This window comes from Pseudomonas sp. ICMP 10191, from assembly GCF_001467335.1.
Taxonomy (GTDB): Bacteria; Pseudomonadota; Gammaproteobacteria; order Pseudomonadales; family Pseudomonadaceae; genus Aquipseudomonas; species Aquipseudomonas cerasi.
Genome location: NZ_LKGW01000109.1, coordinates 43,717 through 65,607, shown reverse-complemented (window position 1 = coordinate 65,607; position 21,891 = coordinate 43,717). Strand labels below are relative to the sequence as shown.

The following is a 21,891-nucleotide window of genomic DNA, read 5'->3' as shown; positions in this document are numbered from 1 at the left end:
GTAAGGCGTATCGCCGCTAAAACAATTATTCAAATTGTTGCCAAGTATCTTTTACACATAGTCTTTTATCAACAATTCGCCAACCTGCACAGCGTTGAGCGCAGCGCCTTTGCGCACATTATCCGAGGTCAGCCACAGATTGAGCTGCTCGGAATCGTCGGTTCCCGCCCTGACGCGTCCCACATAAACCACGTCCTGGCCCACCGCATCGCCCACCGGCGTAGGGTAATCCCCCGCATCGACCAGTTCGATTCCGTCTGCAGACTCGAGTGCTGCATTGACCGCCGCCACGTCGACCGCCCCGGCCGTGCGCAACGCTACCGTGAAGCTGTCACCAAAGAACACCGGTACCTGAATGCAGGTCGCAGACACTTTGAGCGATGGCAGCGCCAGCAGTTCGCGCAATTCTTCGACCAGACGCCTTTCCAGCGGCAGGTGCCCCGACGCGTCTGGTGTCCCTACTTGCGCCAGCAGGTTGAACGCCATCTGACGATCAAAAAACCGCGCTTCCAGCGGGCGAACATTCAATAGCTCGGTGGTCTGACGAGCCAGCTCACTGACGCCTTCACGCCCCAGTGCCGATACCGCCAGACACGCCGTTACCGCCACCGACTGTATATCGATCAGGCCGAGCAACGGCGCCAAAGCCAGGGCAACCGCAGTGGCAGAAGCACTGGGACTGGCAACCAGACAAGGAGCGACGCCACGGTTGTGCAAAAGCGTAGCATTTATTTCCGGCACGACATTAGGTGCCTGGACTGCGGTAAATGCGCCCGACAGGTCGATGACCGTGCACCCCGCCGCTACCGCCTTTTCGGCGTGACTGCGACTGACCGCAGGTCCTGCAGCGAAAAACGCCATGCGCACCGTGCTGAAATCGAACTCGTCGACTTCACGTACGCGCACATTCTTGCCTCGAAACGGCACCGAGTGGCCTGCGGATTCGATGCTGGCCAGCAGGTACAGATTGCCGACCGGGAAATTGCGCTCCTCCAGAACCTGCACAACGGTTTCGCCGACAGTACCGGTTGCGCCGACTACGGCGATATCAAAGGACTGGCTCATGCAAAAACCTCAGGAAAATCAGGGAGCGGCACTTTAACCGCCGCATTGCCGACAGGCAATTCAAGCCGGCAATCAGGTGTGTATTTCAAGGCTCGAGCCCTATCGGGAAGAACACGCCATGGCTCCAGACGCCCAGCCAGCGCTGTTCATCTATATCGCGGGAAACGGCCAGCTCGACCAACTGATAGAAAACATTGCGGTGAATCAGCGCCTCCAGATTGCTCCGCACGTGAATGTAGGGCGCCGGTTCCTGGGTATCAGGGTCGGTTACAACGCGTAAAGGGTGTTCCGGTCCCGCCTCGGCCTGATCCTCTACATTGGTCAGAAAGCGCAACACCTGGCCCTCACCCTCCCCCAGCACCTCAAGGCTGACGGCGACAAAAGGCGCATCATCAACCGTGATGCCGACCTTCTCCACAGGAGTGATCAGGAAATAGTCGTCGCCGTCGCGGCGCATGATGGTCGAGAACAACCGGACCATCGGTTTGCGGCCAATCGGCGTACCCAGGTAATACCAGGTACCGTCGCGAGCGATACGCATGTCGATATCGCCGCAGAAATCCGGATTCCACAAATGAACAGGCGGCAACCCCTTGGTTTTGGGGATCTGTGCAAACAGATCACCCGCCTTGTTTGAATCGGTCACTCCACTCTCCTGATGCGAGCTTTAGGCTCTAGCGTTCGACACCCAATAAGGTACGAGCGTAGTCCTCAAGAGGCGGCCCCAGCAAATCCTCGGGGCTTTTGTCGTAAAGCGTCAGCAATCCGCCACGGCTGCGAATGCGTGCGCTGTCGATGAGGTAGCGGGTGCCGGTCTCGATCAGCATCAGCTGAATGACGCCGCTGTCGACGCCCAGACGATCCACCGCTTCCTGATCGGCCCATTGATCGCCATTGCCGATTCGGTCGTCAGCCTTGGCGAAACGCGCATAGAGCAAATAATGTGCGCCCGCAGCGCGCGCCTCGACCATGGCTTCATCCAGCCCCAATGGGCCTCGGGCACGACGGACCATCGGGAAGTACTCGATAAAGCCCTTGAAGGCTTCTTCAGCCACCACGTTGGGGCGCGGATAGGCATTGCCTGGCGGCACGAAGGCGCCCTGAGCGATGTAAATGAACGAGTCAGGCTGCACGCGCCAGTTGGCAGTACGACGGGTTTCGCTATGGTCGAGCAGACCTGCGTCGCTGAATTGCTCGCGAACACCTTCGCCCATGTCACTGACTTTCATGCAGCCACTCAACGCCAGAAGCGCGAGCAGCATAACCAGGCTACGCATTATCCCCTCCCAAATACCGGTGACGGAAAACCGGCGAATGGTCGTCGGATGCAGCTTCCGCGCCATATCTGGCACAGCCGCCATCAAAGCCTTGAAGCTGGCGCTCAAGACCGGGCTGGCGGGTTATTCGGCGGCGGGATCCGGCGTGGGCTCAGCGCTGACGTCGCCGTCGCGCTTGCGCTTATTGCCCATGCGTACGCCGATATCCATGAGGAAGTGGAAGAAGCCTTCCTGGTCTTCCAGCACGTTACTCCAGAACGGCGAGTGATACAGCGCAACGGCGCCATGCACCAGCGCCCAGGCAGCACAGTAATGGTAGTAAGGCGGGACATCTTCGAGCTTGCCTTCACTGATGCGGCCTTTGATCAGCAGCGTCAGGTGTTCGAAGTTGGAAGCGCGGATCTTGTGCAGCTCTTCGACCAGCTCAGGCACCTGATTGCCCTTGACCACCTTCTCTTCCAGGCGGTCGAACAGACGATAGCGCTGCGGGTCACGCATGCGGAATTCGAAGTAGGCGCGCGACAGCGATTCCTTGTCCTTGTCGACATCGGCCGAATGCAGCAGCTCGTTCAGGTCCCGCTCGTAGTCGAGCATCAGGCGCAGGTAGATTTCCGCCTTGGACTTGAAGTGCTTGTAGATGGTGCCTTTGCCAATGCCGACGGCGTCCGCGATCATCTCGACAGTGACGCTGTCTTCGCCTTGCTCGAGAAACAGCTTTAGCGCGGTGTCGAGAATTTCCTGCTCACGGCGGCGAAATTCACGGACCTTACGAGGTTCTTTCTGCATAGAGAGGTCTGTCAGGATCGAAATCGAAGCGGGGTATTATGCCCAATCGGCGCTAAATTGCACGGTTCATCCATACTTGTCGACCTGCATGAACGATTCGCACGGGAAATCCGCACCGGTCATCGCGCGCTAGCATTCCGCTGCGCTGGAAATCTAGTGCGCTGGCAACGCGGGGGCAGCGACGACAAATTCCATATAACCCGTGATCACCACATACAACGTGAAGTAGGCAAAGATCAGCGCCGAGGCTATGTAAGACCAGCGCAACATTCGCTCGCCCATGAAACGCCCTCCCTGGTGAGCCAGCGCACACAGCGAGATCGACCAGACCACGCCTGCGGCGACGAACCCGGCGAGAAAGGTCGAAGCGCTGGCAAGATCAGAGCCTTGCCGGGCAATCAGCGCTCCGCCGACTGCGGCAAACCAGAGGATGGCGCTGGGAGAGGACATCGCCAGAAAGATCCCGCGCAGGAACAGCGCCAGGCTGGATTTTTCCGATGCAACGTCCTGGCTGCCGAGACCGGTGCTGACGGCGGTGGCACTCATGACCATCCTGAAGCAGAACCAGGCCAGCACCGCAGTGCCGCCAATCCAGAGCACGTAGCGCACGGCTTCATATTGCAGCAGCACGGCCATGCCGAGCATGGCCAGGATTGCGTAGGCCAGATCCCCAACGCAGGTTCCCAGGCCCAGCCACAGGCCTCTGGAAAAACCGCGCTGCATGGACAGCGTAATCATGGCGATGTTTGCCAGACCGATGTCCAGGCACAAGGAAAGACTCAGCAGAAAACCATTGGAAAACTCCACCCCACCACTCCATTACTGCGACACCTTGGTATTTCGCCCGATGAGAGTGTTCATCGAGCACTCAAGGATCGCTTTAGTATTCCAAAACTGTTTAAAAAACGACCAAAAGACACTGGACGCTACGCCGTCCTGAACAATACTTAAGCTGCTGACGCGTTATCATTCCCCAAATGACTCGGCAGTAGAGGTGCCAAAGGAAGAGCGCGCCTTTGTTTTACTCCTAATGGTCTTAACCCGGCTTCCCCCCCCAGAATCCGGGTTTTTTTTGCCTGCGATTTGCCTGCCCGTCGACGTCCGTATCCGTCAGCGCTGAACGTGCGCCAGCGGAAACAGGCGAGCGAAATTGGCTGTGGTCTGCTCGGCAAAGCGCTCATAGGACTCGCCTCGCAGCATGGCCAGAAACTCGGCAACCTCACGTACGTACTGGGGCAGATTCGGCTTGCCCCGGTACGGGATCGGTGCAAGGTACGGGGAGTCGGTCTCGACCAGCAAACGATCGGCGGGCACCTGCCTGGCAACGTCGCGCAGGGCATCGGCATTGCGAAACGTCACGATACCGGACAGCGAAATGTAGTAACCCAGGTCCAGCGCGGCCTTGGCCATCTCCCAGTCTTCGGTGAAACAGTGCAGGACACCGGCGTGGGGCAAGGCGGCTTCGCGCAACAGGCTGAGGGTATCGGTACGTGCGCCCCGAGTGTGGATGACCACTGGTTTTTCAGTGATTCTGGCTGCCTCGAGATGAACCCGGAAAGACGCCTGTTGCAGCTCGGCCGCTTCAGGTTCGTAGTGATAGTCCAGACCGGTCTCGCCAATCGCTACCACCCGCGGGTGATCCAGTTCCTTGAGCAACCAGTCCAGGGGCGGCATTTCGCCGGGCTTCACGTCCAGCGGATGAATGCCCACCGAGCAATCGACATCCGCGTAGCGTTCGGCGAGTGCCTTGACCGCACTCGCATTGTCGGCGCTGACACCGATGCAGAGAAAATGCCCGACCCCTCTGCCACGGGCGGCATCGAGGGCTGCATCCAGAGAGCCATCGTGCTGGGCAAGGTCAAGGCGATCGAGGTGACAATGGGAATCTACAAGCATGGGTTAAAACACAACTACATCGTATGGGTTGGACGATCGGACTTGAGAGCGCCGACCAGGTAAGTTTCGATCAGATTGCGGGCGGTGTTGTCGCCGTCATTGAACTGCACGCCCACGCCAGCGGTGCGATTGCCCTGGGCGCCTTTTGGCGTGATCCAGGCAACCCGGCCGGCTACCGGAACCTTTTCCGGTTCGTCCATCAGATTGAGCAGCATGAACACTTCATCGCCCAGCTTGTAGCTTTTGCTGGTCGGAATGAACAGCCCGCCGTTTCTGATGAACGGCATGTACGCAGCGTAGAGAACGGATTTGTCCTTGATGGTCAGGGACAGAATGCCATTACGTGGACCTGTGCTCGGCGGCAAACTCATGACAACACCTCAACGGTTCCGGATAACGCAGAGTCTACGCCTGTCCCGGCAGGCCTGCCCACTGCACCAACAACGCTTCAAGCAGCAAGACCCGATTGAGGTTGGCCTTGGACATGACTTTCTGACGCTGCGCCAGAATCCAGTCCTGAATATCCAGCACTTTGGCGCGAGAAGACTTCTGCGCCAGGTACTGAATCACCTTGCGCATGTCACCCAGGCCAAGGCCTTCCTCGTCCTGCGTCATCTGATAGCGCAGGATCAGATGCGACCAGTCACAGAACCAGTCGAACAACAGTAACAGCGGGATATCCTTCCAGCCTTCGGCCAGCTGGGTAGCCGACTGTTGTTGCTTGAGCAGCTTCTTGACGCCGTCGACCACCAGCGCGCGCTGTTCGCGAACGCCCTGCGTATGCAGCGCCACCGCAGCCAGCGGCGACCCGGCGGCCAGCGTCAGCAACTCGAAGCGCTCGTCCTGGGAGCAATCGGGCAAGGCCCCGCTCAGCCAGTCGAGGCTCATCTGCTCGCCAGGCAATGGGCAGGCCTGCTGCACGCAGCGGCTCTTCACCGTTGGCAGCAAACGACTCGGTTGATGGCTGACCAGCAACAGAACGGTATTGCCTGAAGGCTCTTCCAGACTTTTCAGCAAGGCATTGGCGGCGTTGGTATTCATCGCTTCCACCGGCTCGACGAGCACCACCTTGCGCCCGCCCATCTGGGCGGTCTGCACCACGAAACTGACCAGATCACGCACCTGATCGACCTTGATCGGTTTGTCCGCCTCTTCCGGTTCAAGCACGTAATTATCAGGATGGCTGCCAGCCGCCAGCAGCAGGCAGGACTTGCAGTGCCCGCAGGCATCAAGCCCTTCGGGCGTCTTGCACAGCAGGCTGGCCATCAGGCGCTCGGCCAGGGCGCGCTTGCCGATACCGGCCGGACCGTGCAGCAGATAGGCATGAGCGTGCTGAGCACGACCGGCCATCTGCTGCCAGAGCGAAGCCTGCCAAGGGTAGGCTTCAGCCACGTTGCAGCTCCAGCAACTGAGGCAGCAAGGTATCGAGGGAAGCCTGAACATCGGCCAGGGTCTGTGCGGCGTCTACCAGGCGATAGCGCGCAGGTTCAGCCTTGGCGCGCTCCAGATAGGTGCTGCGCACGGCGTCGAAGAATGCCCGGCCTTCCTGCTCGAACCGATCCAGCCGACCGCGTGCAGCGGCACGTGAAAGGCCGATCTCCACGGGCAGGTCGAACACCAGCGTCAGGTCAGGTCGCAGATCGCCTTGAACGAATTGCTCCAGCGCTGCAATACGCTCATGGGACAGGCCGCGACCGCCGCCCTGATAGGCGTAGGTCGCATCGGTAAACCGATCACAGAGCACCACCTCGCCACGCGCCAGCGCTGGACGAATGACTTCGGCCAAATGCTGTGCACGTGCGGCAAACACCAGCAGCAGTTCGGTGTCGGCGCTCATGGCCTCGTCGCTGGGCGCCAGCAACAGCTCGCGAATACGCTCGGCCAGCGGAGTGCCGCCCGGTTCGCGGGTCAGCAGTACCTGAATACCCTGCGCACGCAATTGCGCCGCCAGGTAGTCGCGGTTGGTGCTTTTGCCTGCACCTTCCGGGCCTTCAAGAGTGATAAACAAGCCAGTCACAGGTCATCCTTAATCGTCATCATTGCGCACTCGGCTCGGACTGCGGCGCATCCGGAGCATCCGCAGGCACGGTTTCCGAAGAGGGCGAGTCAGTTGCCGGTGCCGGTGTGGCCGGTGCTGCAGGTGCCGGTGTGGCCGGTGCTGCAGGTGCCGGGCTGGAGCGATAATCCGCGCGGCGCTTGAGCTGATAGTCACGCACGGCCGCATTATGGGCATCCAGGTCGTCCGAGAACACATGGCTGCCGTCACCCTTGGCCACGAAATACAGGCTGCTGCCGTCCACCGGATTGAGCGCAGCATGAATCGCTTCGCGCCCCACCAGCGAAATCGGCGTCGGCGGCAGGCCGGCGATCATGTAGGTGTTGTAGGGTGTTGCTTCCTTGAGGTTGGCGCGGGTCAGTTTGCCGTTGTAGCGCTCGCCCATGCCGTAGATAACGGTCGGGTCGGTCTGCAACTGCATGCCCAGCTTCAGGCGACGCACGAACACACCGGCTATCTGGCCGCGCTCCTGAGGTACGCCGGTCTCCTTCTCGACCAGCGACGCCATGATCAGCGCCTGGTAAGGGTTTGAATAGGGAGCCTCTGACGACCGCGCATTCCATTCCTCGTCGAGTACTTCTTCCAGGCGGCTATAAGCCTGCTTGAGCAATTCGGCATCGGTCATGCCGCGCACGTAGCGGTAGGTGTCGGGAAAGAAGCGGCCTTCTGGAAACACATCGGGATGGCCGACTTTCGCCATCAGCTCGCTGTCGGACAGACCTGCCAGCGTTTGATCGAGCTTGGCCTGCTTGGCCAGCGCAGCACGCACCTGGCGGAAATTCCAGCCTTCGACCAGTGTCAGGCTGTATTGCACGACCTCCTTGCGCTTCCAGACGTCGAACAGGCCCTTGACGTTCATGCCCGGCACCATGCGGTATTCACCGCTGTGCAGCGCCTGTCCGGACAGGTTGAAACGCCAGTAGAGACGCAGCCAGAAAGCGTCCTTGATCACGCCATCGGCCTGCAATCGATTGAGTACGCCGGTCGGCGTTGAACCAGCAGGAACGTCCAGCAGTTGTTCCTGAGCCACCTCAAGTGGCTGGTTCAGCGCCTGATACTGCTGCCAGAACGCAAAGCCGAGCAGCAAACCTGCCAGGACAACCGCTGTTTCCAGCAACACCAATATTTTTCGGATCAAAATCAGATATCCAGAAGGGTGCGGGCAATACCTTGCAGTTTACGGGTGAGCGGCCCGACCGGCCAGTTCAACGCTGCAAAGCTGCAAACCGGCCAGACGCCGTACACGCTATTGCATAGAAACACTTCGTCCGCCGATTCAAGGTCAGACATGTGCAGGTCACGGATATCGACAGCCAGCCCCAGCTTTGGTGCCTGATCCAGCAACTCGGCACGCATCACACCGGCGACCCCGCAGCGGCTGAGATCGGCAGTCAGCAGACGACCCTGACTGACCAGAAACAGGTTGCTGTAGACACCCTCTATCAGTCGCCCGGACGTGTCACGCATCAAGCCCTCGGCGTGCTCGCTGTCACTCCACTCGGAGCGAGCCAGTACCTGCTCCAGACGATTGAGGTGCTTGAGTCCAGCCAGAAGCGGCTGTTCCGCCAGACGCGTCTGGCAGGCAAACAGGCGCACGCCCTGCTCGGCATGCACACCCGGATAGGCTGGCGCAGGGCCGCCCTGCAGGATTCGACGCGATTGGGCATTGGGGGCTGGAGCGTAACCGCGCTGGCTGTCGCCGCGGGTAAGGATCAGCTTCATGACCCCATCGCCAAGCTCTGCAGCGAAGCGGGTCATTTCTGCACGGATAAGCGCATGATCGGTTGCGATCGACAAGCGCGCGCATCCGTTTTCGAGACGCTGCAGATGGCGCTCCAGGAGCAATGGCTGCCCGGCCTTGACGACGATGGTTTCAAACAGTCCATCGCCGTAGGCCAGCCCCCGGTCCTTGAGGGACAAGGCGTCTGCGGGGCAGCCATCGACCCAGGCGGGCATTACTCGGCGAACCGACGGAATACCAGCGAGCCGTTGGTGCCACCGAAGCCGAAGGAGTTCGACAGAACGACGTCGATCGGCATGCGGCGCGCTTCGTGGGGCACGAAGTCCAGATCGCAGCCTTCGCTTGGCTCATCCAGGTTGATGGTCGGCGGAGCCACCTGATCAACCATTGCCAGCACACTGAAGATCGCTTCGACAGCACCGGCGGCGCCCAGCAGGTGGCCGGTCATCGACTTGGTCGAACTGACTGCCAGCTTGTAGGCGTGATCACCGAATACCGATTTGATAGCAGAAGCTTCGGCCAGATCGCCTGCAGGCGTCGACGTACCGTGTGCGTTGATGTACTGCACCTGATCGGGATTGACCCTGGCATCACGCAACGCATTGACGATGCAGCGCGCAGCACCGGCGCCGTCATCAGGTGGCGAGGTCATGTGATAGGCGTCACCGCTCATGCCGAACCCGACCAGCTCTGCATAGATGGTCGCGCCACGCGCCTTGGCGTGCTCAAGCTCTTCGAGCACCATGGCACCGGCACCATCTGACAGGACGAAACCATCGCGGCCTTTGTCCCAGGGACGACTGGCGCGGGTGGGGTCGTCGTTGCGGGTCGACAGCGCACGCGCTGCACCGAAGCCGCCCAGACCGAGGCCGCAGGCGGCCATTTCGGCGCCGCCAGCGATCATCACGTCCGCTTCGTCATAGGCGATGTTGCGCGCGGCCATGCCGATGCAGTGGGTTGCAGTGGTGCAAGCCGTCGCGATGGAGTAATTGGGTCCCTGAGCGCCCAGATGGATCGACAGGAAACCGGAAATCATGTTGATGATAGAGCCAGGAACGAAGAACGGTGAAATCCGTCCCGGACCCTGCTCGTGCAGCAGACGACTGCTGTTTTCGATATTGGTCAGACCACCGATGCCCGAACCCATGGCAACGCCGATGCGCTCACGGTTTGCATCAGTGACTTCAAGGCCGGCATTACGCACTGCCTGGAAGCTGGCCGCGAGGCCATACTGAATAAAGAGATCGAGGCGGCGCGCTTCTTTGGGCGCGAGGTATTCTTCGACGTTGAAACCCTTGACCGAGCCGCCGAAGCGGGTGGTGAAGGCTGACAAGTCCGTGTGCTCGATAAGGCCAATGCCACTGCGGCCCGCCAGAATGCCTTGCCAACTGCTGGGCACGTCATTGCCCAGTGGCGAAAGCATGCCCATCCCGGTGACCACGACGCGTCTACGCGACACAGGACTCTCCTTCTCTCTTGTTTACGGAACAATCACAGCGTTTTTTAAAGAAAAAACCGCACGCCGATTAAAGCAGTGCGGTTTTCCCGTGACAGCAGTCAGCGACTACAAATCTTAAGCCTGATGGTTAGTGACGTAGTCGATTGCTGCTTGAACGGTAGTGATCTTTTCCGCTTCTTCGTCCGGGATTTCGGTCTCGAATTCCTCTTCCAGAGCCATTACCAGCTCGACGGTGTCCAGGGAGTCAGCGCCCAGGTCCTCAACGAAAGAAGCAGTGTTGACAACCTCTTCTGGTTTGACGCCAAGTTGCTCTGCAACGATTTTCTTGACGCGCTCTTCGATGGTGCTCATACCTAGTTTTAACTCCTAGTGGAAATGTTCAGGCATCTGGCCAGTGGGTAAGTGTATAGAAGAGGTTTTGCGAATTTCAAGCTTAACGCTCTCCCCTTATGCCCAACCGTACCTTCGCCCATTCATAGATTGCAGCTTTATAACGGATTTTAGACAGCTCGTATGACATTTTTTTGAAACAGGTCGTCACATTAGCTCATGTACATGCCGCCGTTAACAGGGATTGTGGCCCCGGTAACGTAGCCTGCGCCTTCGGACGCAAGAAAAGCGACTACGTGCGCAATCTCTTCGGCTTGCCCCAAACGGCCCAGGGGTATCTGGGTAATCAGTGACTCACGCTGAGCCTCAGGCAGCTCACGCGTCATGTCGGTGTCGATGAAACCCGGTGCCACCGAATTCACGGTGACCGCCCGCGAGCCCACTTCACGGGCCAGAGCCCTGCTGAAGCCTTCCAGACCGGCCTTCGCGGAAGCATAGTTTACTTGACCGGCGTTGCCCATGGCACCCACAACCGAACCAATGCTGATAATACGTCCCCAACGCGCCTTGGTCATGCCACGCAAAACGCCCTTGGAAAGACGGAAAAGGCTGTTCAGATTGGTGTTGACGACGTCATACCATTCGTCATCTTTCATGCGCATCATCAGGTTATCACGGGTGATACCGGCATTATTGACCAGAATCAACGGTGCGCCAACGCGCTCCTGAATGGTGGACAGGACCGAATTCACAGACTCGGCATCACAGACATCCAGCATCAGGCCAAAGCCTTCGATGCCGTTTTCCTTGAACGTCGCACTGATGCGCTCGGCGCCGGACTCTGACGTCGCGGTGCCCACGACAACAGCACCGTTGCGTCCCAATTCCAGAGCAATGGCTTGACCAATGCCGCGACTTGCACCGGTTACCAGTGCCACTTTACCTTGAAGGCTCATGCAGGCTTCTCCTAATCAGGCCAGTGCCGCGCGCGCGGCGGCAAAGGCGTCCGGGGTATCAAGGTTGTAGGTAATCACGCCGTCGGCGCAACGCTTGTTCAGACCGGCCAGCACTTTGCCCGGACCGCACTCCACAAGCTGGGTCGCACCGCGACTCGCCAGACATTGAATGGATTCGACCCAGCGTACCGGCTTGTACAACTGCTCCAGCAAATCACGCTTGAGCGTCGCCAGATCACTGACAGCACTGGCACTGACGTTTTGTACCAGCGCGATTTCCGGCGCCTGCCATTCGATGGCCTCAACAGCCTCGGCGAAACGTTCGGCGGCCGGGCGCATCAGTTCGCAGTGCGATGGCACGCTGACCGGCAACGGCAAGGCGCGCTTGGCACCACGGGCCTTGCACAGCTCCATGGCACGCTTGACGGCCTCGGCGGAACCGGCAATCACCACCTGACCCGGCGAGTTGAAATTCACGGCACTGACGACTTCGCCCTGCGCCGCTTCGGCGCAGGCTGCGATAACGTCGGCATCATCCAGACCCAGAATGGCGGCCATGCCGCCCTGACCCGCTGGCACCGCTTCCTGCATCAACTGGCCGCGACGCTCGACAAGCTTCACGGCGTCGGCCAGGCTCAGGCTTTGCGCGGCCACCAGTGCGCTGTATTCACCCAGGCTGTGACCGGCGACGAACGCAGGAACCGCACCGCCCTCGGCCAGCCACACATGCCACAAGGCAACGGAAGCGGTGAGAATGGCCGGCTGGGTCTTGTCGGTCTGATTGAGCAGCTCGGCAGGACCGTTCTGAGTCAATGCCCACAGGTCGTAGCCAAGGGCTTCGGAAGCCTGCTCGAAAGTGTCGAGGATCAGCGGATGCTGTGCGCCTTGCTCGGCGAGCATACCGAGCGATTGCGATCCTTGACCCGGAAAGACGAATGCGAGGGATGCAGACATTTGACAAGCCTCTGAATTATTGTCGCCAAAATGGGCGTCCGGACAGGCCGAACGCGGGAATTCTAATTTACATGACTGATCGGTTGGATGACTGACCAGTCTGATGCGTCACATTTTCAGGTTCGGCCGTCCTGAAACATCGCTTCAAGCCGCCCCTTCAAACGCTCTGGCAGGTTTTCACGGGACTCGACGACCGCTCGCTGAATCGCACTCTGAAAACCTGAAACACTGGCAGAACCGTGGCTTTTCACCACGACCCCCTGCAACCCGAGCAGGCTCGCACCATTATGACGGGCGGGTGCCAGATCGGTCTGCAAGCGCTTCAGCAAGGGCAACGCCAGCGCGCCGACTGCCCTGCTGAGCAGATTACGCTGGAACAGCGCCTCGATTCTGGCTGCAATCATGGTCGCCAGCCCCTCACTCGACTTGAGCAATACGTTGCCGACGAAACCATCACACACCACCACGTCAGCCTCCCCCCTGTACAACCCGTCGCCTTCTACATAACCAATGTAGTTAAGCCCCGACGCAGACTGCAAAAGACCGGCAGCACGTTTGACCTGCTGATTGCCCTTGATGTCTTCCGTGCCCACGTTGAGCAAGGCCACTCTGGGCGTTGCGACACCGAGGATCTCGGCAAGCACCGAACCCATCACTGCAAACTGATAGAGCGCCTCGGCACTGCAATCGACGTTCGCCCCCAGGTCCAGCAGTTGGCAATGACCCGAGCAAGTGGGAATGGCTGCGATCATTGCCGGGCGGTCGATCCCTGGCAAGGTCTTGAGCACGAACCGGGAAAGCGCCATCAGCGCACCGGTATTGCCGGCACTGACACAGGCCTGGGCCTGACCGCTGGCCACCAGCTCGAGAGCAACGCGCATGGAGGAGTCAGGTTTGCCACGCAACGCCTGAGACGGACGCTCGTCCATCGCAATCGTTTCACTGGCATGAATGACACGCAGGCGCGAACGGTCCACGGCTTCATGAGCAGAGACGAGTTCTTCAATAAGGGGAGCTTGGCCGACAAGGGCCAGGTGAAGCGAGGGAGTAGCTGTCAGGCACGCGAGGCTTGCCTGAACAATGTTGCGGGGACCGAAGTCCCCGCCCATTGCGTCGATCGCGATGATCGGAGCGGACAAGAAATTACTCGTCAGCGCCCTTGTCGATCACTTTACGACCACGGTATACGCCTTCTGGCGATACGTGGTGACGCAGGTGAACTTCACCAGTGGTCTTTTCTACCGACAGAGTGCTTGCCTCAAGAGCGTCGTGCGAACGACGCATGTCACGGGCAGAGCGGGATTTTTTGTTCTGCTGAACAGCCATAATTGATTAACTCCTAAACGTTTGGGTCACGCTTTAACTGCGCCAATACACTGAACGGGTTGGACCGCGTTACCTCGTCCACGCTCGGTTCGGGCTCATCGAGACCCGCCGGTTGCTGGCATTCTTCAGGATGATGAGCAGGCACAATGGGCAAGGCGAGCAATAGCTCCTCCTCGATCAATGCCAGCAGATCCAAAGGATCTTCGCCCAGTTCCAGCACGTCATAACCTTTCGGTAACGACTGGGTATTCGCACCCTCCTTCACCACGGCGTAACTGCATTCGCTGTGGATCGGCAGGGTCACCAGCTCAAGACAACGCTGGCAAACCATCTTGACCGGGACGTCTATCGAACTGTGGATAACCACAGAACGGCGTTCGTCACGCTCAAAAACGAATTTCGCCTGCACCGTACCGACAGTGTCGGCCAGCGGGTCGCAGAGTCTCTTCAGATCGCCCAGCAGCACTTCACCCTGAAGGGTAGTGCCGCGATCGGACAATTTGCGCGGGTCAACGTGAGATGGAATCGGGTCATTCAACATAGGCGCAGCATTCTAGGGATGCCCCCCGGGCATGTCAAAGGAAATTCAGGCCTGTTCGTCACTCCGGCCACTCTTTAGAATCAACGCTCAGCCTACGGAGAACCGCATGCCATCCCTGCTCCTCGCTTCCAGCTCCTCATACCGCCGCGAACTGCTCGCCCGCCTGCGCCTGCCATTCACCTGCAGGTCTCCGGATATCGATGAAAGCCGGCGACCGAACGAGGCCGCATTCGACCTCGTACAACGCCTTGCCCGGGAGAAGGCCCAGGCGCTGGCCGCGGAACATCCACACCACCTGATCATCGGCTCCGACCAGGTCGCCGTTCTTGACGAACAGGTCCTGGGCAAACCGCACAGCTTCGAACGCGCACTGGAACAGCTGACGGCAGCGAGCGGCAAAAGCGTGACCTTCCTGACCGGTCTGGCCCTGCTCAACAGCTCGACCGGCGAGTGCCAGGTCGACTGCGTGCCTTTTACAGTACACATGCGCGAACTCGACCGGGCCAGCATCGAACGCTACCTGCATGCTGAACAGCCCTATGACTGCGCAGGCAGCTTCAAGGCAGAAGGCCTTGGCGTCAGCCTGTTTCGCAGCACCGAAGGCAGCGATGCGACCAGCCTGATCGGCCTGCCGCTGATACGCCTGGTGGACATGCTAATAAAGGAAGGCCTCAGCGTACCCTGAGACTCAGACAAAGAACCCGGCCATTGGCCGGGTTCTTTATTTCTGCATCAAGCCATCAACGCAGGCTTGGGCCGTTGAAACCGACCAGCATGGCAATTCGCTCAGCGATACTGGTGCCGAGTTTTTTCGAAAAGCGATCAAAAGGCGACTCTTCGACGGTGTACTCGACGATGTCCTTTTCCTTGATTACGTCACGCGCAACATAACTTGCACTGCCCAGACCATCCACCAGACCCAGCGCAACAGCCTGCTCGCCGGTCCAGATCAGCCCGGAGAACAGCTCCGGGTGATCCTTGTCCTTCAGCCGGTCGCCACGACCCTGTTTGACACTGGCGATGAACTGGCGATGAGTCGTGTCCAGCACACCCTGCCAGAACTGCGTTTCATCAGCCTTCTGCGGCTGGAACGGATCAAGGAATGCCTTGTGCTCGCCGGAAGTATAGGTACGGCGGTCAACGCCGAGCTTATCCATGGCACCGACAAAGCCGAAACCTGCTGCCGTCACACCGATCGACCCCACCAGACTGGCCTTGTCGGCGTAAATCTGGTCAGCGGCACTGGCGATGTAATAAGCCCCCGAAGCACCGAGATCGGTAATGACCGCATACACCTTGATGTCCGGCTTCGCCGCGCGCAGACGACGGATTTCGTCGTAGACATAGCCCGACTGCACAGGACTGCCACCCGGGCTGTTGATTCGCAGAATCACACCCTTGGTCTTTTCATCCTCGAAGGCCTTCTGCAGCGCAGTGACAATGTTCTCGGCACTGGCCGCTTCCTTGTCGGCAATCACGCCCTGCACATCGATCAGCGCAGTGTGGCTGGAACGACGAGAAGTGCCGCCCTCGAAATCCAGCATCGGGACGATCACTGCAACAAACAGGAACGCGAACGTCAGCAGCTTGAAAAAGATCCCCCAGCGACGCGCGCGGCGCTGCTCCTGAACACTGGCCAGCAGCGTCTTCTCAAGAAGCTTCCAGCTCTTCGCCTCTTCCCTGCCATTGATGCCCTCGTCCGCGCCTTGCGAAACGGGTGCCTTCCATTCGTCAGACATGTTCCAATCACTCCAACCCGAAAACTAGACGCTGCGCCCGTTCAACCAGGTGCGCAGCTCGGAAAAATGCTCGATAGCCAGCCGCGGCTCGAACTGACGCAGCGACTCCAGCGGCTGAGCGCCATAGCCCACCGCAACCGAATCCATACCGGCGTTGCGAGCCATCAGCAGATCGAACGAAGCATCGCCGATCATCAGCGAACGCTGCGGCGCAACCCCACAGTGCGCCATGATCTCGTTCAACATCAGCGGATCAGGCTTGCTGGCGGTCTCGTCGGCTGCCCGGGTGACATCGAAGTAATCCTGCCAGCCATTGGCCTTCAGCACACGATCAAGCCCACGACGCGCCTTGCCGGTAGCGACCGCCAGACGATAGCCGTCCTCGCGAAACGCCTGCATCGACTCCACCACACCGTCGAACAGCGGCGACGGCACGTTATCCATCGCCATGTAACTGTCCGCGTAGTGCTGCCGAAAATCGATCAGCTGGTTGCCGCTGATCTGCGGATACAGGGTTCGAATCGCCTCGGGCAGCCCCAGACCAATAATCCCCTTGATCGCCGTATCGTCGCGAACTTCAAGGTCGGTCTCGATGGCCGCCGTGCGCATGGACAGGACGATGCGCCCGACCGAGTCGGCCAGTGTGCCGTCCCAGTCGAAAATCAACAGATCGTAATCACGGCGCACTCAAACGCTCCACTGTTTTGGCCCACATGTCATCGACAGGCGCCTGCACATTAAGCTTGCTGCCATCGGGCATCGGCACCGTCAGCATGTAGGCGTGCAGAAACAGACGCTTGCCGCCCAGATCGCGAATTTCGCGACTGAAATTCTCGTCACCGTACTTGGTGTCACCTGCAATCGCATGACCCGCGTACAAGGTGTGCACGCGGATCTGGTGGGTACGTCCGGTGACCGGCTTGGCTTCGACCATGGTGGCAAAGTCGCCAAAACGACGCAGCACCTTGAAAATCGTCAGAGCCTCCTTGCCCTCTTCATTCACTTCGACCATGCGCTCGCCGGAGCGCAGGTTGCTTTTCATCAGCGGCGCACGCACCTGCTTCAGGGCCGTTGCCCAGTTACCGCGGACCAGCGCCATGTAGCGCTTGTCGACGCCGTCGCCGCGCAGGGCTTCGTGCAGATGACGCAGCATGCTGCGTTTCTTGGCAATCATCAGCAGACCGGACGTGTCGCGATCGAGACGGTGCACCAGTTCGAGCTCCTTGGCATCCGGGCGCAACTGGCGAAACGCTTCGATCACACCAAAACTCAGGCCGCTGCCGCCATGCACGGCGATACCTGCGGGCTTGTTGAGCACGATAAGCGCCTTGTCTTCGTAAACGATCGCAGCTTCGAGACGCTGCAAAAGTGCCTGCGCGACCGGCACAGGCTCGTCGCGCTCAGGCACGCGCACAGGAGGAATGCGCACGATATCGCCTGCCTGCAACTTGTACTCCGGCTTGATCCGCCCCTTGTTCACACGCACTTCGCCTTTGCGCAAAATGCGGTAAATCAAGGTTTTGGGTACACCCTTGAGATAAGTGATCAGAAAATTATCGATGCGTTGACCGGCAAGTTCCGGGGCAACCTCAACCAGCTGGACGCCGGGGGTTGGAGGGGCAATATTCGTCATGCCGCAAATGATAACAATTTTTTATGGATTTGAAGCACTTAATGATTGCTGCTATAGTCGCGAACGCCGCCAAAAGCGGCCGGACAGCGGACCAACGGTTGACAACCGGCCCTGACCAACGCAATTCACAAGGACGGGAGGCCGTCCTACGCAGTGTTCGGTGACAACGGAGCACGCTGAAAACGTAACGAGCGCAGGTGACATGAGGCCGGAAACACGCCTGACCGCAGAGCAGACAGCTCGCGGCCAGTGCGGACAGTTCATGGCCAGTTCACAAAGTGCAGTCGCTTTCAGACGCTACGAGCGAATGCTTCGGGAACAACGCCTCAAGCCATGATGCGCGACCTTCCCTATCGAAGGTCGCGGTAAATGCCAACCCGCTGCGGATTCTGCGCGCGGCAGCACCCGAATTATCAGGGATACGTGTAGGGTGGAGACGCACAACCATCGGACTGTGTAGCACAAGGCTTGTTCTAGACGCTTCATCTCGTCCGCTACCGATGGTCGATTCCTCCTCCTGACAAAGCTTTTGCTGAAAGGGGTGTCTTATGCCACCACAGCAAGCAGGAAACGTCGTCGCGACCCTCCGCCCCCTCTGGGCGAGGACCTCGCTAGACACTGGAGTGTCCAACCACTCCTGACGTGCCCTGACACCGACCGTGAGAAGTCGTGTGTGCCGAACGCCGTTTCCGGCAGCCCGGAAACCGACGGTACTACATGAAAAGAATGCTGATTAACGCAACTCAACCCGAAGAGTTGCGTGTTGCACTGGTAGACGGCCAGCGCCTCTACGACCTGGACATCGAGTCAGGTGCACGCGAGCAGAAGAAGGCCAACATCTATAAAGGCCGAATCACTCGCATCGAACCCAGCCTCGAGGCTGCCTTTGTCGATTTCGGCTCTGAGCGCCACGGCTTCCTGCCCCTCAAGGAAATCTCCCGCGAGTACTTCAAGAAAGCCCCTGAAGGCCGCGTCAACATCAAGGACGTCCTGAGCGAAGGCCAGGAAGTCATCGTTCAGGTCGAGAAAGAAGAGCGTGGCAACAAGGGCGCAGCCCTGACCACCTTCATCAGCCTCGCAGGCCGCTATCTGGTTCTGATGCCGAACAACCCTCGTGCCGGCGGTATCTCGCGCCGTATCGAAGGCGAAGAGCGCAACGAACTGCGTGAAGCCCTCAACGGCCTGATCGCGCCAGCCGACATGGGCCTGATCGTTCGTACTGCCGGCCTGGGCCGCAGCAGCGAAGAAATGCAGTGGGACCTCGATTACCTGCTGCAACTGTGGACCGCCATCAAGGAAGCGTCCCTCGATCGCTCCGCTCCTTTCCTGATCTACCAGGAAAGCAACGTCATCATCCGCGCCATCCGTGACTACCTGCGTCAGGATATCGGTGAAGTCTTGATCGACAGCATCGAAGCCCAGGAAGAAGCGCTGACTTTCATCCGTCAGGTGATGCCGCAGTACGCCAGCAAGATCAAGCTGTACGAAGACAGCGTTCCGCTGTTCAACCGCTTCCAGATCGAAAGCCAGATCGAAACCGCCTTCCAGCGCGTAGTCGAACTGCCTTCCGGTGGCTCCATCGTCATCGATCCGACCGAAGCCCTGGTGTCTATCGACATCAACTCGGCGCGCGCCACCAAAGGCAGCGACATCGAAGAAACCGCCCTGCAGACCAACCTTGAAGCGGCTGAGGAAATCGCCCGTCAACTGCGTCTGCGTGACATCGGCGGCCTGATCGTCATCGACTTCATCGACATGACGCCGGCCAAGAACCAGCGCGCCGTGGAAGAGAAAGTCCGCGAAAGCCTGGAAGCCGACCGTGCCCGCGTGCAGATCGGTCGCATTTCGCGCTTCGGTCTGCTGGAAATGTCCCGTCAGCGCCTGCGTCCATCGCTGGGCGAAAGCAGCGGCATCGTCTGCCCTCGCTGCAACGGCACCGGCATCATCCGTGATGTTGAATCGCTGTCGCTGGCCATCCTGCGCCTGATCGAAGAAGAAGCCCTGAAAGACCGCACTGCCGAAGTGCGCGCCCAGGTGCCGATTCCGGTCGCGGCTTTCCTGCTCAACGAAAAACGCAACTCGATCACCAAGATCGAACTGCGCACCCGTGCGCGCATCATCATTCTGCCGAACGATCAGCTGGAAACGCCGCACTTCGAAGTTCAGCGTCTGCGTGATGACAGCCCTGAAGCGCACAGCAGCCAGACCAGCTATGAAATCGCTGCTGCCGCTGCCGAAGTGGAAGAAATTGCACCACTGGCCGCCGCAACCCGCACCCTGGTTCGTCAGGAAGCGGCCGTCAAGACTGCTCCGGCTCGCGCCAATGCGCCGGTCCCGGTAGAAGCCGCTGCCCCTGCGGCAACGCCTGCACCGGCACCTGCCGCTCACGAGCCAAGCCTGTTCAAGGGTCTGGTGAAATCCCTGGTCAGCCTGTTCGCGACCAAGGAAGAGCCTGTCGCTCCGGTTGTGGTTGAGAAGCCTGTTGCAGAACAGCGTCCAGCCCGCAACGAGGAACGTCGCAACGGCCGCCAGCAGAGCCGTGGCCGCAACAATCGCCGCGACGAAGAGCGCAAGCCTCGTGAAGAACGCGCCCCCCGCGAAGAGCGTGCAGAGCGCGCACCTCGTGAAGAGCGTGCTCCGCGTGAAGAACGTGCACCTCGTGAAGAGCGCACCGTTCGCGAACCGCGTGAAGCCCGCGAGGAGTCGGCACCGCGCGAAGAGCGTCCAGCCCGTACCACCCGCGAGCGCAAGCCGCGTGAAGCGCGCGAAGATCGCCCGGTTCGCGAACTGCGCGAGCCTCTGGATGCAGCCCCTGCGGTGAACCTCGCTCGCGAGGAGCGTCCTGAACGCGCACCACGCGAAGAGCGCCAGCCGCGCGCCCCTCGTGAAGAACGTCAACCACGCGCCGAACAGGCCGCGGCTGCCGTGAGCGAAGAGGAAGTGCTGCTCAACGAAGAGCAGATCAATGACGAGAACCAGGAAGGCAACGACGGTAGCGAAGGCGACCGCCCTCGCCGCCGCTCGCGTGGCCAGCGTCGTCGCAGCAATCGTCGTGAGCGTCAGCGCGATGCCAATGGCAACGTGATCGAAGGCTCCGAAGAGAACGGCAACGAAGAAGAAGGCAGCGCCACCGACCTGTCGGCGGGTCTGGGCTTCACCGCCGCAGCTTCCGCTGCCAGCAGCGTGATCAGCGCGCCTGCCGAAGCCGACGCGCATCAGCAGGCCGAACGTGCCAACAGCAACGCCGCCGCTGCAGACGCCGAGCCAGCGCATCAGGCAGCTGCTGCCAAAGCATCTGCGACCGAAGCGCCTGTGACTGAAACGCCAGTAGCTGAAACGCCAGCCACCGAAGCACCGGCTGCCGAAAAAGCACCGACCGTTGCCGAACCGACTGTCGAGGCACCTGCCGTTGAAGCCCCTGTAGCGGACGATGCTCCTGTAGCACAGCCTGCTCCAGAGGTTGAAGTTCAGCCGGCAGCGGTCGAAGCCCCTGCCATTGCTGCGCAGTCCGAACTGTTCGAAGCACCTCACGCAGAACGCGTAGTGCCGTTCAAGCCGACGCCAGAGCCAGCACCACAGGCGCCGGTCGAAGCAGCGGCTCATGAGGAAGTGCCAGCCACCGAATCATCCGAACTGCCAACGCCTGCACCTGCTGCTGCCGTCGAGCCGGTAGCCGTGAAAGAAGAGCCTGCTCCTTACGTCGCGCCTCAGCCGGTCGTTGAAGAACAGGCACCTGCGCCACTAGAGCAGGCACCTGCGGCTGAAGAAGCAGCGCCTGCACCAGTGGTCAGCAGCACGGGCCGCGCACCGAACGATCCTCGTGAAGTTCGTCGCCGCAAGCGTGAAGAAGAAGCACGTCGTCAACAGGAAGCCGCTGCTGCCAGCGCTCCAGTCGTCGAGGCAGCGCCTGCTGCCGCTGAAGCAGAATCGGCCCAGCCTTCACCGGCAGCCGGGGAAAAGACCGAAGAAGCGGCCACTGAGCAACCGGCAGTCAAACCGCAACATGAAGCCGAGAAAGAAAACGAGCCTAAACCCCTCGCCTAATCCCGGCCCATGAAAAAGCCCCGCCTGTGCAAACAGGNGATTGAGGGCTGCACTGCGTTCATCTTCAATACACAGCGCTTGATCTGAT

General features: G+C 59.8%; 23 protein-coding genes. 2 read left to right on the top strand and 21 right to left on the bottom strand.

The genetic code is table 11. From position 1 onward, the window contains the following. Window positions 1–51 precede the first annotated feature (51 nt). From AO388_RS13650 to AO388_RS13565, 18 genes are all read right to left on the bottom strand, one after another. Window positions 52–1,065, bottom strand: a complete 1,014-nt coding sequence (locus AO388_RS13650) for an aspartate-semialdehyde dehydrogenase (protein WP_003431002.1) — start codon at window positions 1,063–1,065, stop codon at window positions 52–54. A gap of 85 nt (window positions 1,066–1,150) precedes the next feature. Beyond that, the gene (locus tag AO388_RS13645; RefSeq protein ID WP_003431001.1) at window positions 1,151–1,711 is read right to left on the bottom strand and encodes a DUF1285 domain-containing protein; all 561 of its coding nucleotides are present in this window, start codon (window positions 1,709–1,711) and stop codon (window positions 1,151–1,153) included. A gap of 28 nt (window positions 1,712–1,739) precedes the next feature. After that, on the bottom strand, window positions 1,740–2,342 hold the full coding sequence (locus AO388_RS13640) for a DUF4823 domain-containing protein (RefSeq protein ID WP_003318496.1): 603 nt from the start codon (window positions 2,340–2,342) through the stop codon (window positions 1,740–1,742). A gap of 123 nt (window positions 2,343–2,465) precedes the next feature. Further along, on the bottom strand, window positions 2,466–3,128 hold the full coding sequence (locus AO388_RS13635) for a TetR/AcrR family transcriptional regulator (protein WP_003368424.1): 663 nt from the start codon (window positions 3,126–3,128) through the stop codon (window positions 2,466–2,468). 153 nt (window positions 3,129–3,281) lie between these two features. Continuing rightward, on the bottom strand, window positions 3,282–3,935 hold the full coding sequence (locus AO388_RS13630; RefSeq protein ID WP_003431000.1) for a LysE family translocator: 654 nt from the start codon (window positions 3,933–3,935) through the stop codon (window positions 3,282–3,284). A gap of 303 nt (window positions 3,936–4,238) precedes the next feature. Further along, window positions 4,239–5,024, bottom strand: coding sequence for a TatD family hydrolase (locus tag AO388_RS13625; RefSeq protein WP_003368418.1), 786 nt, complete (start codon window positions 5,022–5,024; stop codon window positions 4,239–4,241). Between the two features lie 14 nt (window positions 5,025–5,038). Then, the gene (locus tag AO388_RS13620; protein ID WP_003368414.1) at window positions 5,039–5,395 is read right to left on the bottom strand and encodes a PilZ domain-containing protein; all 357 of its coding nucleotides are present in this window, start codon (window positions 5,393–5,395) and stop codon (window positions 5,039–5,041) included. 34 nt (window positions 5,396–5,429) lie between these two features. Then, window positions 5,430–6,416 carry a DNA polymerase III subunit delta' gene (locus AO388_RS13615; protein WP_058397570.1) on the bottom strand — a complete coding sequence of 329 codons (987 nt, stop codon included), beginning with the start codon at window positions 6,414–6,416 and terminating at the stop codon, window positions 5,430–5,432. Continuing rightward, complete coding sequence (gene tmk / locus AO388_RS13610; protein WP_003368410.1) at window positions 6,409–7,041, bottom strand: dTMP kinase; 633 nt, start codon at window positions 7,039–7,041, stop codon at window positions 6,409–6,411. The genes AO388_RS13615 and tmk overlap by 8 nt, the downstream gene beginning before the upstream one ends. A gap of 19 nt (window positions 7,042–7,060) precedes the next feature. Continuing rightward, window positions 7,061–8,218, bottom strand: a complete 1,158-nt coding sequence (gene mltG, locus AO388_RS13605; protein WP_058416603.1) for an endolytic transglycosylase MltG — start codon at window positions 8,216–8,218, stop codon at window positions 7,061–7,063. Between the two features lie 2 nt (window positions 8,219–8,220). Next, window positions 8,221–9,036, bottom strand: a complete 816-nt coding sequence (pabC, locus tag AO388_RS13600) for an aminodeoxychorismate lyase (RefSeq protein ID WP_003430992.1) — start codon at window positions 9,034–9,036, stop codon at window positions 8,221–8,223. Next, window positions 9,036–10,280 carry a beta-ketoacyl-ACP synthase II gene (gene fabF / locus AO388_RS13595; protein ID WP_004408311.1) on the bottom strand — a complete coding sequence of 415 codons (1,245 nt, stop codon included), beginning with the start codon at window positions 10,278–10,280 and terminating at the stop codon, window positions 9,036–9,038. Before fabF ends, pabC begins: the two co-directional genes overlap by 1 nt. Window positions 10,281–10,394: 114 nt before the next feature. Further along, window positions 10,395–10,631, bottom strand: coding sequence for an acyl carrier protein (gene acpP / locus AO388_RS13590; RefSeq protein ID WP_003368401.1), 237 nt, complete (start codon window positions 10,629–10,631; stop codon window positions 10,395–10,397). Between the two features lie 191 nt (window positions 10,632–10,822). Beyond that, window positions 10,823–11,566, bottom strand: a complete 744-nt coding sequence (fabG, locus tag AO388_RS13585) for a 3-oxoacyl-ACP reductase FabG (protein ID WP_003318510.1) — start codon at window positions 11,564–11,566, stop codon at window positions 10,823–10,825. 15 nt (window positions 11,567–11,581) lie between these two features. After that, window positions 11,582–12,520 carry an ACP S-malonyltransferase gene (gene fabD / locus AO388_RS13580; protein ID WP_025990978.1) on the bottom strand — a complete coding sequence of 313 codons (939 nt, stop codon included), beginning with the start codon at window positions 12,518–12,520 and terminating at the stop codon, window positions 11,582–11,584. 116 nt (window positions 12,521–12,636) lie between these two features. Then, a complete protein-coding gene (plsX, locus tag AO388_RS13575; protein ID WP_003430984.1) occupies window positions 12,637–13,659 on the bottom strand; it encodes a phosphate acyltransferase PlsX in 1,023 nt (340 codons plus the stop codon). 4 nt (window positions 13,660–13,663) lie between these two features. Further along, entirely contained in the window at window positions 13,664–13,846 is a 183-nt protein-coding gene (gene rpmF / locus AO388_RS13570) for a 50S ribosomal protein L32 (protein WP_003179396.1), read from the bottom strand. Window positions 13,847–13,859: 13 nt separating this feature from the next. Then, window positions 13,860–14,387 (bottom strand): YceD family protein, encoded by a 528-nt coding sequence (locus tag AO388_RS13565; protein ID WP_002552687.1) that lies wholly within the window; start codon window positions 14,385–14,387, stop codon window positions 13,860–13,862. 106 nt (window positions 14,388–14,493) lie between these two features. Between AO388_RS13565 and AO388_RS13560 the strand changes: the two genes are divergently transcribed. Continuing rightward, window positions 14,494–15,072 carry a Maf family protein gene (locus AO388_RS13560; RefSeq protein WP_003430981.1) on the top strand — a complete coding sequence of 193 codons (579 nt, stop codon included), beginning with the start codon at window positions 14,494–14,496 and terminating at the stop codon, window positions 15,070–15,072. A gap of 55 nt (window positions 15,073–15,127) precedes the next feature. On the opposite strand, the gene sppA is transcribed toward AO388_RS13560, so the two are convergent. Genes sppA through rluC form a run of 3 tightly spaced genes read right to left on the bottom strand, consistent with a single transcriptional unit; the run spans window position 15,128 to window position 17,759 of the window. Continuing rightward, window positions 15,128–16,126: a signal peptide peptidase SppA gene (gene sppA / locus AO388_RS13555; RefSeq protein ID WP_003368394.1), complete on the bottom strand. Its 999-nt coding sequence runs from the start codon at window positions 16,124–16,126 to the stop codon at window positions 15,128–15,130. A 24-nt stretch (window positions 16,127–16,150) separates the two neighbouring features. Next, the gene (locus AO388_RS13550) at window positions 16,151–16,813 is read right to left on the bottom strand and encodes an HAD-IA family hydrolase (protein ID WP_058416602.1); all 663 of its coding nucleotides are present in this window, start codon (window positions 16,811–16,813) and stop codon (window positions 16,151–16,153) included. Continuing rightward, window positions 16,803–17,759 (bottom strand): 23S rRNA pseudouridine(955/2504/2580) synthase RluC, encoded by a 957-nt coding sequence (gene rluC, locus AO388_RS13545; RefSeq protein ID WP_058416601.1) that lies wholly within the window; start codon window positions 17,757–17,759, stop codon window positions 16,803–16,805. The genes AO388_RS13550 and rluC overlap by 11 nt, the downstream gene beginning before the upstream one ends. A 717-nt stretch (window positions 17,760–18,476) precedes the next feature. Between rluC and rne the strand changes: the two genes are divergently transcribed. Continuing rightward, on the top strand, window positions 18,477–21,803 hold the full coding sequence (rne, locus tag AO388_RS13540; protein ID WP_432711332.1) for a ribonuclease E: 3,327 nt from the start codon (window positions 18,477–18,479) through the stop codon (window positions 21,801–21,803). Window positions 21,804–21,891 lie beyond the last annotated feature (88 nt).